Source organism: Marinimicrobium sp. C6131 (assembly GCF_026153455.1).
Taxonomy (GTDB): Bacteria; Pseudomonadota; Gammaproteobacteria; order Pseudomonadales; family Cellvibrionaceae; genus Marinimicrobium.
Genome location: NZ_CP110629.1, coordinates 3,594,432 through 3,609,223, shown reverse-complemented (window position 1 = coordinate 3,609,223; position 14,792 = coordinate 3,594,432). Strand labels below are relative to the sequence as shown.

General features: G+C 60.0%; 13 protein-coding genes and 1 tRNA gene. 3 read left to right on the top strand and 11 right to left on the bottom strand.

The window, feature by feature from the left end; genetic code table 11:
• Positions 1 to 22: 22 nt before the first annotated feature.
• Complete coding sequence (locus OOT55_RS15420) at positions 23 to 1,063, bottom strand: purine-nucleoside phosphorylase (RefSeq protein WP_265366730.1); 1,041 nt, start codon at positions 1,061 to 1,063, stop codon at positions 23 to 25.
• Positions 1,064 to 1,418: 355 nt separating this feature from the next.
• Here OOT55_RS15420 and mtnN point away from each other — a divergent pair, with 355 nt between their 5' ends.
• Positions 1,419 to 2,273: a 5'-methylthioadenosine/S-adenosylhomocysteine nucleosidase gene (gene mtnN / locus OOT55_RS15415; RefSeq protein ID WP_265366729.1), complete on the top strand. Its 855-nt coding sequence runs from the start codon at positions 1,419 to 1,421 to the stop codon at positions 2,271 to 2,273.
• Between the two features lie 28 nt (positions 2,274 to 2,301).
• On the opposite strand, the gene OOT55_RS15410 is transcribed toward mtnN, so the two are convergent.
• The 10 genes from OOT55_RS15410 to OOT55_RS15365 all read right to left on the bottom strand — a co-directional run bounded on the left by OOT55_RS15410 (position 2,302) and on the right by OOT55_RS15365 (position 11,688).
• On the bottom strand, positions 2,302 to 3,174 hold the full coding sequence (locus OOT55_RS15410; RefSeq protein ID WP_265366728.1) for a mechanosensitive ion channel domain-containing protein: 873 nt from the start codon (positions 3,172 to 3,174) through the stop codon (positions 2,302 to 2,304).
• 166 nt (positions 3,175 to 3,340) lie between these two features.
• A complete protein-coding gene (locus OOT55_RS15405; protein ID WP_024462033.1) occupies positions 3,341 to 3,547 on the bottom strand; it encodes a cold-shock protein in 207 nt (68 codons plus the stop codon).
• A gap of 205 nt (positions 3,548 to 3,752) precedes the next feature.
• Positions 3,753 to 4,286, bottom strand: a complete 534-nt coding sequence (locus tag OOT55_RS15400; RefSeq protein ID WP_265366727.1) for a hypothetical protein — start codon at positions 4,284 to 4,286, stop codon at positions 3,753 to 3,755.
• A gap of 321 nt (positions 4,287 to 4,607) precedes the next feature.
• Positions 4,608 to 4,683 (bottom strand) — tRNA-Phe (locus OOT55_RS15395).
• 92 nt (positions 4,684 to 4,775) lie between these two features.
• The gene (locus OOT55_RS15390) at positions 4,776 to 5,228 is read right to left on the bottom strand and encodes a hypothetical protein (protein WP_265366726.1); all 453 of its coding nucleotides are present in this window, start codon (positions 5,226 to 5,228) and stop codon (positions 4,776 to 4,778) included.
• Positions 5,229 to 5,245: 17 nt separating this feature from the next.
• Positions 5,246 to 6,139 (bottom strand): lipid kinase, encoded by an 894-nt coding sequence (locus OOT55_RS15385; RefSeq protein WP_265366725.1) that lies wholly within the window; start codon positions 6,137 to 6,139, stop codon positions 5,246 to 5,248.
• Between the two features lie 12 nt (positions 6,140 to 6,151).
• A complete protein-coding gene (locus OOT55_RS15380; protein WP_265366724.1) occupies positions 6,152 to 6,439 on the bottom strand; it encodes an oxidative damage protection protein in 288 nt (95 codons plus the stop codon).
• A 37-nt stretch (positions 6,440 to 6,476) separates the two neighbouring features.
• Positions 6,477 to 8,348 carry a glycoside hydrolase family 2 protein gene (locus tag OOT55_RS15375; RefSeq protein WP_265366723.1) on the bottom strand — a complete coding sequence of 624 codons (1,872 nt, stop codon included), beginning with the start codon at positions 8,346 to 8,348 and terminating at the stop codon, positions 6,477 to 6,479.
• 15 nt (positions 8,349 to 8,363) lie between these two features.
• Entirely contained in the window at positions 8,364 to 9,437 is a 1,074-nt protein-coding gene (mutY, locus tag OOT55_RS15370) for an A/G-specific adenine glycosylase (protein ID WP_265366722.1), read from the bottom strand.
• Between the two features lie 46 nt (positions 9,438 to 9,483).
• On the bottom strand, positions 9,484 to 11,688 hold the full coding sequence (locus tag OOT55_RS15365) for an AsmA family protein (RefSeq protein ID WP_265366721.1): 2,205 nt from the start codon (positions 11,686 to 11,688) through the stop codon (positions 9,484 to 9,486).
• A gap of 222 nt (positions 11,689 to 11,910) precedes the next feature.
• Between OOT55_RS15365 and OOT55_RS15360 the strand changes: the two genes are divergently transcribed.
• Positions 11,911 to 12,960, top strand: a complete 1,050-nt coding sequence (locus OOT55_RS15360) for a Fe(3+) ABC transporter substrate-binding protein (RefSeq protein ID WP_265366720.1) — start codon at positions 11,911 to 11,913, stop codon at positions 12,958 to 12,960.
• A 105-nt stretch (positions 12,961 to 13,065) separates the two neighbouring features.
• Positions 13,066 to 14,748 carry an ABC transporter permease gene (locus tag OOT55_RS15355; protein ID WP_265366719.1) on the top strand — a complete coding sequence of 561 codons (1,683 nt, stop codon included), beginning with the start codon at positions 13,066 to 13,068 and terminating at the stop codon, positions 14,746 to 14,748.
• The last annotated feature ends 44 nt before the right edge of the window (positions 14,749 to 14,792 follow it).

Here is a 14,792-nt window from a genome sequence, read left to right as displayed (position 1 = left end):
GCGCGACCCCGATCAGAATGCGCTAAAGCGCTCCCGGAATTTTGTCCTTGTAGGTGTCCCATCCCTTCAACAGCGTCTGCACGACGCGATTGCCCAGGCCGAAAGCCGCTTCATAAGCCGGCAGACTGTCATCCGGATAAGGCGCGGTGGTGCTCCAGGCCGCTGTTTTATCCGGCGGCTGCAGACTGAAGTTACTGACAGTGCGAAGTACCAACACCCGATCAGTATCCACGCGGCCGGTTTTTGCCAGTCGGTGCAGCGCGGTCAGTGTGCCGTTGTCTTCCATATTGGTGGTGACCATATTGGCATCATCACCCGCATGCAGCTTGACCCAATCATTGGCCCATTTGTTGAGCAACTCACCGTGCCAATAGGTGCTGGCCCCCAGCGTATCGCCTATGGTAACGAAAGGGGGTCTTTGCGCATTGGGGTAGCCTTCATACTGTTCCCGGAAGCTTTTGAGCCCAGGCGTGTCCGCCACCGGATGGTCCTTGGTCAATTCGTAGGCCCAATCCACCAGGGACGAATTCAGATCGTAGGAGATGGTATCCACCGTCCAACCGGTGGATACCTGATTGGGCTCTTTGGCACCCAGTGGAATCAGGCCATAATCCCAGCTGTCGGGAATTTCCCGACCGTCAATCTCGTAGAGAAGATCGCCATCCACTACGTGTTTGGCCCATACCCCCGTGCCCAGCGATACATCCAGCGGATCTCCACCGCCAATACCCGCAATCACCCAATAGGCATTGGACAGATCGAAACGATCATCCAGACCCAGCGCCATGATGGACGCGGTGGCGTTGGTCACACCACCGCCGGTGCAGATCGCGAGCACACCGTCGTCGTTGACATGCAGATCGTGAGCTCCAAGGGGAAAGTCCACTTTCTCGAGCTTCAGACGTTCAATCCAGAACTGGTATTCCCCCGGCTCGTCTCCCGTCAGCTCACCATTTTCGAACATGGCGACCACCACTACTTTTACCGGAATCGCCGCCTGGGCGGCAAAGGACATGAACAACGCGGCCAGCAACAGCCCCGAACGCAGAATCAATGTTTTCACAAGTTACCTCTCCTATCGGATTAAAAAGATCAAAGTCACTTATGCAAAATACTGTCCAACCGGACAACATATCAACAAAGCCCGAAAGATCCCGAAGAACGCTATGGAGTGAGGTCTGGATCGAGAGAAAGCGCACAGTTTGCGGGCAATGTCATCACAAAGAGCGCTTTTTTTGATCATTTTCATATGTCATTGATAGCACTACCCCCATTTTCTGACGATTCAGTCAGAAAAATAGTAGTTGGGTATGGAATTTGCTGATATTAGTGAGATCACTAATCGGGCCCTGAAGGTCAGTGGTGACACGACGATTCATTACTTCACGCTTTGTACCAACACAACATGAGAACCCACTATGATTACTCGTTCCCCCTCTCCTTTGCGGGCGACCTTCGTGGTCTTGTGCCTATGTCTTCTGCTTTCACAGTTCAGCCACGCAGACACCAATCTGGTCTATGAGCCCACGGAGACAATCGTCATTCTTGGTGCAGTGCCTCAGGAAATTCCAGTTTTGACCGATGCGCTTATGAACCCGGAGAAGAAGAGTCTGTGGGGTATTCCCTACTGGCAGGGGACACTACACGGCAAGCCTGTAGTAGTCGCCATTACCGGTATCGGTAAGACTTACACCGGCATGACCACCACCCTGTTTCTTCGGGAGTTCCGGCCCAGGCTGGTATTGATGACGGGCACAGGCGCCCGTGTGAACCCTGATCTGAGAACTGGCGATGTGGTGGTGGCCACCCATACCTATGAACACGATTACGGCAGCCTGACCTCTACCGGCATGACCTATCGCCCCATGAACAGCCCGAACGGCGGAACAGAAGTGGAGAATGAATTTACCCCGAGTGAGGATCTTTTGAAGCTGGCGAAGCGGGCAATGGAAACCTACCCCAGGCAAACCGTCATGGCCAACAATGACACCTACAGAAATGCTGTCCGGTTCGGAGTAGTTGCTTCATCGGACCTGTTCGGGGTGACGGAACGCCGGCTAACGCTGCTGCGAGAGCGGTTCAAGGCCGATATAATGGAGATGGAGTCCGCTCCACTGGGCCATGTATGCGAGACCTTCGGTGTTCCTTATCTGATCATCCGCTCTGGAAGCAACCTTGCCCAAGAAGAACCCAACGACGATTACCTCCGTTTGGGCCCGACTGCAGCCAGGGAGGCGGCCAAATTTTCTCTGCATCTGCTTGAGTACCTTTAATCAACGCACCACAGCCTCAGATGGCTGATCATTTGGCGGGACTGTCCTCTGTCTTGGGGGTAAAAAGCTCGGCACGCGTGAATACCTCCGACAGAATGGACTGCTCAATAGCGCTGCGCCGGTCGGTCAGCACCGGTATCCGCACCACCAGATGAATTTCTTCGGCACTGGGCATTTGCAGAGTGATGCGCGGCTCCACCGAGGGCGCATCCAGGCCGCGATATTCGTTCAGCTTTTTCAGATAGCGCTTGGCTTCGGCCAGATAGGACGCACAGTGTTCGTTCGCCGAGGCCAACAGCGCCTGTTGCGCGGCCTGCCAGTTGGCGGTGCGCTTGAAGGGAACGGTGAACACGTGCAGCACATAATCGTGGGTGTAGCTCTCGTTGATGACCGGCTCGGCGACAAACAGGGCGTTGGGAATGACGATCATCCGCCCGGTGCGCTGATGGGTCAGTTTGCCCGGCCCCACCTCCAGAATGGTGGTTGCGAGCAGGCTCTGATCAATCACATCACCGCGAAAATCTTTCACCTGAATGCGATCCCCGATATTGAAGGACCCCGCACCGGCTTTGAGAATGGAGCCCGTCACACACAGGATCAGCTCCTTGGTGGCCACCACAAACGCCACGGCTATGGCGACCACCGACAGCGCCAGGGTGCGCAGCTCCTCCCCCCAGATGATGATCAGGCCGAGCAACATGAACAGCAGCAGACCATTGCGCGAGTGCACCAGCCAGCGGCGGCGCAATTCCATGGAGGTGACGTTACGGCGGATGTAACGGGCCGACAGGGCCCGGATCACGATCACGACGGTGATCAGCAGCGCCGTGCTGATCAGCAGCTTCAGCAGCGTTTCCGAGGCCGCCAGTTCGGCGGGATTGATGCCAATGGTTTCCAGCATGGTGGTGTCCTGATCACACGCCCGGGACGGGCAACAGTAATGGGCGCAGTGTAGCAAATCCGGCGGCGAAGCCATGAAGACCGGGCATAAAAAAACGGCGCCCCGAAGAGCGCCGTTTTTCGTTGCTTGCCTCGAGGGGCAAGCGACCTAGCGAAGCGACAATCGCTTACATAGGCTGGATGTTTTCCGCCTGAGGACCTTTCTGGCCCTGAGTCACGGTGAAGCTTACTTTCTGGCCTTCGGCCAGGGTTTTGAAGCCAGTGCCCTGAATGGCGCTGAAGTGAGCGAAAACGTCCGGACCGGACTCCTGCTCAATGAAACCAAAACCTTTTGCTTCGTTGAACCACTTAACGGTACCAGTAACTGTAGACATAGTCTTACCTTAATCAATCAAAATGTGTAGATGACCCGAGGGTCGGTTGTGCTGGAAATGGTGCTATTACTTATGACGGACAGGACGACTTGCTACAGGCAGGAATCGAAATGGTTGTGCATAAATATAAAACAAGCTTTCTAGCAGGGCCCATAGTATCTGTTCTGTAGCCGGCGTCAAGAACTTTTTGGCAAATACTGTGGTGCTAAACACTGGATACCGTTTTGCCAAACCTCCCCTGCAACTCTTTCCTTGCCTCCTTCAACTGATTTCGATCCCTGGCATGGACGGCAACGACCGTCTTGCCGGCGCGAAGTGCCGACTGAGCGGTCACAATATAGGGCATGTGGTCAGGGCGAAGCGTCACCAGCCCGGCCAGGAGCAGACCCAGAACAGCGAACAGCGCCGCCAATACAGCCGCGGCCACCAGGCCGTTATCCACAATAAAGCCGACACCAATCATGAACAGAACCATAAACACAGCCAGGCCTGTCAAAGCGCCCAACAGCCCCAGCCAGAGGTGAGAACGCACGAGCGTGCGCCAGATACCACGATCTTCAGGTTCAAGCTCCCAGCCGGGATGAGTGTCCCCTGGGCGCACGACCTTCACCTGGTCCGGATCGAGACTGGTGGCTTCCAAAATCGCTTCGGCGGAATGCTGGGCGTCTGCGTCATTGTCGAATACGGCGGCGAGCTTATGGTCGATCGCTTCACCGCTCACTTTGCTGAATAACGTCATGACTGGCCTCCCGGAGGTGACAACGCAATCAGAATCAAGACGATGTCCCGATAGATAGTAATTGGACCATGGATAAGGCGGCTTGTTCTCATCCGACCTCCAGGCATAAAAAAACCCCGCAGCCACGGGGACTGACGGGGTCTTTTCAAAGTATGGTGCCCGGAGGCGGAATGCTCGCCCCATCCATGGGGCTCGGCCTGCGGCCCGCCCTTCGGGCGTCCAAAATTGTTCCAGACAATTTTGTCGAACCAGACGGTGGCTCTCATCCAGCCTCCGGGCACCATAAAAAAACCCCCACCTTTGCAGGCGGGGGTTTTTGTATGGTGCCCGGAGGCGGAATCGAACCACCGACACGAGGATTTTCAATCCACTGCTCTACCGACTGAGCTATCCGGGCCATTCTTGGTCTGCCAGCCCCGGGGGCTCGGCGACAAGAGGCGCGTATTAAACCGTTTCAGACTCAATGAGTCAAGAGGGGTTGGCAAATTCCTAGCGCCGATGTTTTTTCAGGCACGCTTCCAACTGTGTCCGGCTGTGGTCCAAGTGGTCACTCACCGTTTTCCGCCAGTGGGGATAAGGCGCGCCCGGGTTCAGAGCATCACACTCGGTCAATACCTGATGCAGGTGCTCTTCCGCTTCCAGACACTGACGAATCAGGCTGACCGTCTGATCCGCCGAGAACAGGGCCCTGATGCGGTGGATCAGATGCTCACCGGCTTCCTTTTCGCTATTGGGGGCGGCTGGCAGGTCTCCGGCGTCACGGATGGCATTGGCCAGGCCGTCGGCCAGATCATCGCGGGCATCGGCCAGACGGGAAAACAGCTGGCTCACTTCATCATCGCCAATAAATTCCGCCAGATCGCGCAGGTTGTCCGCGCTTTCCTGGGCCCCCACGTGCAGGTTTTGCAGGGCGGTTTGCAGATCGGTTCTGAGCAAGTTCATAGAGTAAGCCTGTCAGGTCAAAAAGTGTTGTCCGCTGTGGACGGGGCTACAACTTCCAGCGCGCCGGGAAGGCAGTGGAACTGTGCCGGCGTGGCGGTTATCGGCTCGCCGTCCGCGTGTATCGACATGCCGGTCGGCCGGGTGTCTATGTCGATCCGCCGCCCCCGCGCCGTTACGACCCGGTGGTCCAGATCATACTGACCCTCGCGCAGCAGCGGCGCCAGGGTCAGAAGCTCCCAGACACCCAGAGGCCGGACGCTATACAGCGACAGGAGACCATCGTCAACGCTGGCGCAATCCCGGATCACATTGCCGCCGCCGTAATAGCGACCGTTGCCCACCGCCAGTTGAATGGAGCGCAGTTTCTGGCACTGACCATCAACGCCCAACCGGACCCGGAACTGACGGCGCCGCAGCAACGCGGCAAAGAACGCTCTGAGATAGCTGAACACGCCCCACTGCTTCTTGACCTCGTCGGTCAGCTCTTCTGTGACCTGCACCCCGAGCCCAAGGTTCGCCACGTTGAAAAAATGGTGCTTGTTGACGACTCCGAGATCTATTCGGCGGCGCTGGTTGGCGGCGATGACGTCAAAGGCGGCGCTCAGTTCCTGAGGCACCCCCAATGTCCGAGCGAGGTCGTTGGCAGTGCCCAGCGGCAGTCGACATTCATACAGGGTCTGGGCCATGGAGCTGATGGTGCCGTCGCCCCCGGCCATGATGACCAGATCCAGTCGCTCGCGGCGCTCGCGCACCGCCCGGCGGCTCTGCTCCGGCCCTTCAGACAGGTACACCTCGATTTCGAACCCGGCGTCGCGCAGACGCTCGACGCCCTCATCCAGCGTCGCCTCGGCCCCCTGTCGACTGCCGGGGTTGACGATCAACAGGGTACGAATCGCATTGCTGCCGGGCACAGGCGAAGTCCGTCAGGCTTGTGGGCCGGAGCCGCTGGGCGGAACATAACCCTCGGCCTTGTCGTAGTCCTCCCCGGAGAGGAACTTGTCCATCTGTTCGCTGAGGTAGGTACGCGATCCCATATCCATCAGGTTCAGGTGTTTTTCATTGATCAGCATGGTCTGATGCGCCAGCCACTCCTGCCAGGCCTGTCGGGAGATATTGTCGTAAATATCCTGGCCCTTGGGGCCGGGCAGCGGAGGACGCTCCAGGCCCTCCAGCTCACGTTGGTACTTTCGACAGAATACGGTGCGGGACATACGGCGTGCCTCCTAAGCCATCAGTGTGGCCGGGATACTACTCACTCTGTTCCGCCTTTTCCACAGTGACCCGCTCCAGTGCCCGTTGGCGATAGTACTCGCGGAGCACACCAAAGGCCTCCTTGCGCATACCGGTTTCGGACAACAGGCCTTTGCGGTTGAAGTCATCCTGAATGCCCGGCAGCGGGCGGCGCGGCGAGCGGAAGTCCGCCAGTATCCAGGGCGAGGTGCCCACGAAACCGTCGATTTTGTCGAGCATGGCCAGGGTTTTGCGGTACAGCTCGGCCTGGTAGGCTTCGGTCCAGAGGGTGTTGGAGTCGCCCTGCAGGCCCTGCTTGGCGCCGGCGCCGAACTCGCTGATAAACACCGGCTTGTCGTAGGGAATGTGCCAGCTCACCCGTTCGGCTTTTTCATGCAACCCGTCGTACCAGCCGATGTACTGGTTGAAACTGACGATATCCACCAGGTCCGCCAGGGGATCTTCCACAATGGCCCGCTCGGGATCGTCGGGGTCGTAATGCTTTTCCATGGCGGCGCTGATCAGTCGGCTGCTGTCCAGGGACCGGGCCCGTTCGGCCAGGCGGGTCAGGAACCGGTTGCGCGCGTCGCTCACCGGCGTTTCATTGGCCAGCGACCAGATGATGATCGAGGCGCGGTTTTTGTCCCGACCGATCATTTCTTCCAACTGCGCCTGGGCGTTCTGGTAGGTGTCCTCGCTGTCCCAGTTGATGGTCCAGTACACCGGAATTTCCGACCAGAGCATGATGCCCAGTTGATCCGCCAGACGCACGATGTGCTCATTATGCGGGTAGTGCGCCAGGCGCACAAAATTGGCGTTCAGGTCGCGCGCCCACTGCAACTGTTTACGAGCCTCATCGACCGATGTGACACGACCACCACCGTCCACGGCGTATTCCTCGTGCAACGAAACGCCACGCAGGAAAATCGGCTTGCCGTTCAGCAATAACTGTTTGCCTTCGGCTTCGATCGTGCGCAGACCCACTTCGTCGTCCAGCCGATCATTGCCGCTACGGATGATAACCTGATACATGCGCGGACTGTCCGGCGACCAAAGCTGGGCGCCCACTACCCGGGCATTGAAGGTCGCAACACCCTCGGCGTTGGTGGTGGCCCGGACATCAATATTGAGTTGCGGCAGGGTCAGTTGCACTTCCCGTCCGGCGCCGGCCCCGTCGACCACCGCGTAACCGGACAGCTCGCCGGTATCGTGGTCATTGAGCTGGATTTTGTAATCCCGGACGAAGACTTCGGGCGTGACCAGCAGTCGCACGCTGCGGGTGATGCCGCCGTAATTCCACCAGTCGGTATTGAGGGTGGGTACACCGTCGCGCTGGCGCTGGTTGTCCACCTTGACCACCAGGGAGTTGTTCTGCGGTTTCAGCTTGCCGGTGGTTTCAAAATAGAACGGGGTAAAGCCGCCAATGTGGTGCCCGAGCTTCTCACCGTTGAGGTAAACATCCGCCCGATAGTTCGCCGCGCCAAAATGCAGAAACGTCCGCTGGTTGTCCTCCATATCGGGCGCATTGAACAGCTTGCGATACCAGATGGAGCCTTCGTAGTAATAGAGTTTTTCTTTTTGGGTGTTCCAGTCTCCCGGTACCGTCAGGCTCTCGGAGGCGTCAAAGTCATATTCGATCAGATCCCCGGAGTGGCGCGGCTTGGCATCGCGAAAATAGGCGCTGCGCGGCGGATTTTCCATCTGATCAAACGGCTCGTACCGATAGTTGTAGTAGCCGTTTTCATACGGGTCGACAATGATTTTCCATTCGCCGTTCAGTGGCAGGGCCGGACGGGTGTAGGTCTGGAAGGGCTCAAAATTCGTGGCCGATGTCGACAGAGATCCCAGCCCAAGCAGCGCGCCCAACGCGGACATTATTATCGTTTTCATCTGTGCCTCCTGTGTTTATTCCGCCGCCGTCAGTGCGCGCGGGTCCAGTTCCGCCAATTGCCGTAGCAGTTTTTTGACCGGCGCGGCCAGCCCCAACGCTTCCGGCCGATCGAGCCGATACCAGGTCTGGGCCCGCTCGCCCACGGTGTCGGGCTCCCGTGCAAGCTGCAACAACACGGGAGTAATATCCAGGTGATAGTGACTGAACGTGTGCCGATAGCTGTCCCAGACCTCCCGATCCACCACATCGCCATAGTGATGCTGCACATGAGCCTGGGCGTCCTCATCCCGCGCCAGCTCCGGGAAGCCCCAGAGCCCACCCCAGATACCCTGCGGCGGCCGCTGCTGCAACAGTATATCCCCTGCGGGGTTGCGCAACATCAGGAACTGCACGGCTTTGACCGGTTTGTCTTTTTTCGGTTTCTTGCCCGGATAGTCGGCGGGATTGCCCTGGGCCCGGGCAATGCAACTGTCATTGACCGGACACTGGTCGCATTGCGGGCGGCTGCGGGTGCAAAGGGTCGCCCCCAGATCCATCATGGCCTGGGTGTAATCCCCAACCCGACGTTTTGGCGTATTGGCCTCGGCGTACTCCCAGAGGGCATTCTGCACCGCCGTCTGGCCCGGCCAGCCGGGCACGGCATAATGACGGGCCAACACCCGCTTGACGTTGCCATCGAGAATCGCCGCGCGTTCACCATAGGCGATGCTGGCGATGGCCCCGGCGGTGGAGCGCCCAATACCCGGCAGATCGCTCAGCGCCTCAACACGGCGCGGGAAGGCACCCCCGTGCTCGCTGACCACCTGCCGGGCACAACGGTGCAGGTTGCGCGCCCGGGCGTAGTAGCCCAGCCCGGTCCACAAGTGCAGCACCTCATCCACCGGGGCTTCAGCGAGTTGTTCGACCGTGGGAAAGCGCTCCATGAATCGCTCGAAATACGGAATCACCGTGGTCACCTGGGTCTGCTGGAGCATGATCTCCGACAACCAGACCCGGTAGGCATTGATATTCTGCTGCCAGGGCAAATGCTTGCGTCCGTGCCGATCAAACCAACGCAACACGGCACGGGCAAAGGGGGTATTACTCATTTACAGCTCGTCACTACAGTCGGTACCACACAAGCCGCCGCAACCATCAGCGGCGGAACAGATTCTTCAGCCGCTCTTCCGCACTCGGCTCGGACTCGCCCGACTCATCGGTCGCTTCCTCATCATCACCACCCAGCAGGCGTTCTCGCACCCGCTCTTCAAGCTCGCGCTTTTCCTGGTCGAGCTTTTCCTGAGCGCGGGCTTTCTCTTCATCCACTTTCTGCTGGGCACGGGCTTTCTCCGCTTCAATGCGCTCGCCGTGCTGCTCCTTGAGTTTGTAAGCGGCAAATTCCTTGATCAGAGACTGCACCCCGTCACCATCCAGACGGCAGTCACCGAGCGGGTTGGGGTTATCCAGCGAGCCCCGGCAGCGCAGCAGCGACAGGCTACGGTCCAGCCAGTAATTGCTGCTGATCTGGCAACCGCCTTCACTGGTACGTTCGCTCCCAAGACGCATGGGCAGGGTAAAGTCGTACAGCGCCTGCTTCATATCCAACTGGCCGCGAGCCCCCACGGTCAGTCGCTCAACCCCCGCCTGCAGGGATTCCAGGCGAATGACCTGATCCTTGATGGTGGCCTTTCCGGACAGCGCCTTCATCTCCGTGTAATTCGCCCAGGCTTTCTGTGGATCGGCTTGCGCCTGAGTCACCCGGTTGACGATTTCGCAGAACTTCTGCTCAATGTTCAGCGGCGCGAGCCGCACCTGCGCGCCAGAGAAGGCCGCTTGGGCATCCAGCGCCGAGGTGAGTTCATTCAGGGTCAGGCCCCGGGTATCCGCCGCCACGTCCGCATTCAGCGCGCCGGTCAATTGCAGCTTTTCATCCAACTCCAGAGCCGCCAGCAAGGGGCCCAACTGGAGCCCGCTCAGATCCGCCACCAGATCCACGACCGCCGTTTCACCGCTGCCGTCCAGGCGGGCGTTGGCGTCGAGCCGACCCTCATAGGCGTTGAGCGTGGCCCGTTCCAGATTGACCACACCGTCGCGGGCGAGCAGACGCACGCTCAGATCCTGCATTTCCAGGCCCTTGAGCGTCAGGGCGCCGAAGTCCAGACCGAAGGCGACATCCAGCGAGCGGACCAGCTCAAGCGGGATCAGGGGTTCGTCTCCGGTGCTCTCGGTGTCTTCCTCTGCCTCGTCCTCGGATGGGGGCGGCAGGTAGTGGTCAATATTGATCCGGTCACCCGTCAATGCGACATTCAGAGCCATTTGCGACAGATCGGTGACCGCCGCCCGCCCTTCAATGATGGTCTCATCCAACTCCAGGCGCAGCGGGTCCACCGACACCTGCTCGGTGTTGCCCTCGACACGGGCGCTCACCGCAACCCGAGACAGGGCGTCCGGATCCGCCATCTCCGGCGCCGGTAGCGACAGCACGGCCATCAGCGCTCTGGGACTGAACGGCTCCAGGGTCAGGTCGCTCTGGTAGCGCGGGCCGGTCAGCAGGTCATCGACACGGGCGTTGAGGGTCAGGCGAATATCGTCGGAAGCTCCGGCCCGGGCCAGGTCAACCCGAAGGCGGCCGTTGCCCAGCACCAGACGCGAGAAGTCCTCGGCCAGGGTGATCTGCCCCTCGAGGTCGCCCGCGACCGCCAGCGGTTCATTACCCAGAGTGGCGGGATCTTCGATGGCCGCCTCCCAGCCCAGGGCGAGACTGAACGGCTGCCCCTGCAGATTGAAGCCGGTAATGCCCAGATTCAGGGGCGAGAGAGTCAGGTCCTGGCCTGTGCCCTGATCGCGATAGCGCAAGGAGGCATTGCTCAAGGTGATCTGCTCCACGGCCAGTTGCAGAGCCTCGCCGGACTCGGCCTCACTGGCGGTCGCCGGTTCCGGCGCAGGCTCTTCTGAGGCACCCTCTTCCGGCAGCAGCGCCTCCCAATTGCCTCGGTCCTGCTCGTCCACGGCCAGGTTCAACGCGGCCCCATCCACCAGGATGTGGTGCACCGCCACCTCGCCCCGCAGCAGCGGGCGGATGGCAAGTCGGAGACTCGCCTGGTTCAACTCGGCAATGCCTGTTTCCGGCGCGCTGACGGCGGCGATCCGGATGTCGTTGACCTCAACCCCTAACGCCGGCCATAACTGCCAGCCCAGGTTACCGTTGATCTCCAGCTCAACCCCCTGCTCCCGGGCCAGGCTTTCGAGGCGTGGCTTGAACATGTTGGGATCGAACACAAACACCAGTGCGACCGCGGCGATAACGATCAACAACACCAGCGCTACCAGAACCTTGAACAGACGTCTTAACAGTTTCACCCGGCACTCCCCTGTCGCACTACGGCGGAAATTGTGATGGAAAGGACTCAGTGTAAGCCCAAAGCGAAATCAGCCCAAGTGTAGACGTCTCAACATCACAACCGCGGTATAAAAACGTTAAGAAAGCGTTTGCTTCTGTAAATAAGAATACTTATCATCTTACGCAGCGTTACACTTCCTGCTTGAACGACAGCATTCATCGGCATATTAGGTGGCTTCTCTATGAAACAACTGACCCGCACTCTTATTGGCGGCCTGCTGGCCGGAACCACCGGTCTGCTGTTGGCGGCCTGCAGCGACTCCGGCGAGCAAGGCCAGACCGACCGGGCCGAGGCCAAACCCACCGTCACGGTGTATTCGGCCCGCGCCGAACACCTGATTCAACCGATCTTCGAGCGCTATACCGAAGAAACCGGCGTGAAGATCCGTTTCATTACCGACAGCGCCGGCGCGCTGATTCAGCGACTGAAGGCTGAAGGCAGCAATACCCCGGCGGACCTGCTGCTGACGGTGGATGCAGGCAACCTGTGGCAGGCCTCCCAGGAAGGTCTTTTCCAGCCCATTGAGTCCGAGGTACTGGAACGCAACATCCCGGACCACCTGCAGGCGGACAACAACGACTGGTTTGGCCTGTCGGTACGGGCCCGAACCATCGTTTACTCCACCGAACGCGTCGACCCCAGCGAGCTGAGCACCTACGAAGCCCTGGCCGACGACAAATGGCAGGGCCGCCTGTGCCTGCGCACCGCCAAGAAGGTGTACAACCAGTCGCTGGTCGCTACCATGATCAATACGTTGGGCGAAGAGGCCACGGAAGAAATCGTCACCGGCTGGGTGGAAAACCTGGCCACCGACCCGCACTCCAACGACACCTCCGCGATGGAAGCGGTATTGGCGGGGCAGTGTGACGTCACTCTGGTGAATACCTATTACTTCGGCCGTCTCCAGAAAGAAAATCCGGATGTGAAGCTGGCCATCTTCTGGCCCAATCAGAACGACCGCGGTGTACACATCAACGTCTCCGGCGCCGGCCTGACCAAGCACGCCAAGCAACCCGAAGCGGCTCAGGCTCTGCTCGAATGGCTGTCCAGCCCCGAAGCCCAGGAGCAGTTTGCCGAGGCCAATCAGGAATACCCCGCCAATAGCAGCGTCGAGCCGTCTGACTTTGTCGCCGCCTGGGGTGATTTCAAAGCGGACTCGGTCAATGTAGAATCCGCCGGTCGCCTGCAGAGTGATGCCATCAAGTTGATGGATCGCGCCGGCTACCGGTAATCGGTATTCAGGCATACCGCCGTATCGGGAGCCGGCCTTGTGGGGCCGGCTCCCGAAGTTGTTGTTAAACCCCCGCGTCAAGGTCCACGATTGACCAATCCAGCCATGACTCACAGCGTGATCCAGCGCGAACGTCGCCGCCACTACTGGCAGGCCCGCCTGTGGCACCTGCCCGTCTGGTTCATGGCGGTGTTGGTGCTGATGCCGGTGAGTGTCATTCTGCTGAGCTGGGGTGATGCGCAGACGGACATCTGGCAGCACCTGATTCAGACCCAGCTCGGGCGTCTGCTGGAAAACACCCTGATTCTGGTGGTGGGGGTCGGGCTCTGGACGCTCCTGTTGGGCGTCAGCCTCGCCTGGCTGGTGGCGGTGTGCGACTTTCCCGGCCGCCGCTGGTTGGACTGGGCATTGATGTTGCCGCTGGCAGTACCCACTTATGTGGTCGCCTTTGTGTTTCTGGCGATCACCGATTACGCCGGACCGATTCAGAGCCTCTGGCGCGCCTGGCTCGGCCCGGACGTGGACTTCCTCCCGGTTCGTGGCCCGCTCGGGGTCGTGTTTATCATGACCTGCGTGCTGTATCCCTATGTGTACATGCTCGCACGCAGTGCCTTTATCGCTCAGGGGCGCGGCCTGACCGACGCCGCCCGGCTGCTCGGTAAAGGCCCCTGGGGTGCCTTCTGGCGGGTCGCCCTGCCCATGGCCCGGCCGGCCATTGCGGTGGGTATTTCCCTGGCGCTGATGGAAACGCTGGCGGATTTTGGCGCGGTGGCGGTGTTCAACTACGACACCTTTACCACCGCCATCTACAAGTCCTGGTTCGGCTTTTTCAATCTGACCGCCGCCGCCCAGCTCGCCTCGTTATTGCTGCTGTTTGTCGCCCTGGCGCTGTTCGCCGAGCAAAAAGGCCGGGGCCGCAGCCGCTTTCACCAGACCCCGCGCCGGGAAACCCAGCGCTATGCACTCAAAGGCACCCAGGCCTGGCTGGCCAGCGGCTACTGCACCGCCGTCTTTGTGGTCGCCTTCGTCATCCCCATCGGCCAGCTCGCCCTGTGGACCTGGGCCGAAGGCGCCGCCGCGCTGGACAGTCGTTACTGGAGCCTGATTCGCCACACTTTCATTCTCGGCGGGGTGGCGGCACTGGCCACCACGCTGCTCGCGCTGCTGGTGGCCTACGGCCAGCGCCTGCTGGGCAAGCATCAGGTCAGTGGCGCGGTGCGCCTGGCGAGCCTGGGCTATGCCCTGCCCGGCTCGGTACTGGCGGTAGGCATCATGATCGGCTTTGCGTTTATCGACCGGGAAATCATCAACCGGGTGCAGTCGCTGCTGGGCCTGGAAACCCGACAGTTGCTGGTGGGCACTCTGCTGGCACTGATACTCGCCTACGCCATCCGCTTTTTCTCGGTAGCGTTTGGCCCGGTGCAGTCGAGCCTGGAGCGCATTCGCCCCAGCTATCAGGAAGCCGCCCACAGCCTGGGCGCCAATCAATGGCGTGTGCTGCTGTGGGTGTACCTGCCCCTGCTGACCCCCGGGCTGCTGACCGCGGCACTGCTGGTACTGGTGGATACCATGAAAGAAATGCCCGCCACGCTGCTGCTGCGCCCTTTCGGCTGGGACACCCTGGCGGTACGCATTTACGAACTCACCGGCGAGGGCCAGTGGCGCCGGGCCGCCCTGCCGGCGCTGACCCTGGTCGTGCTCAGTATCGCGCCGGTGATGTTGATGATCCGCCAGAGCCGGTTGCCCGCGCGCACGGCCACCACCCTCAGCTCCGGCCCGAAACCCTGACCCTCGGACGAGCGGACGCCCCCACTGGTTAAAACGCCCCCGGG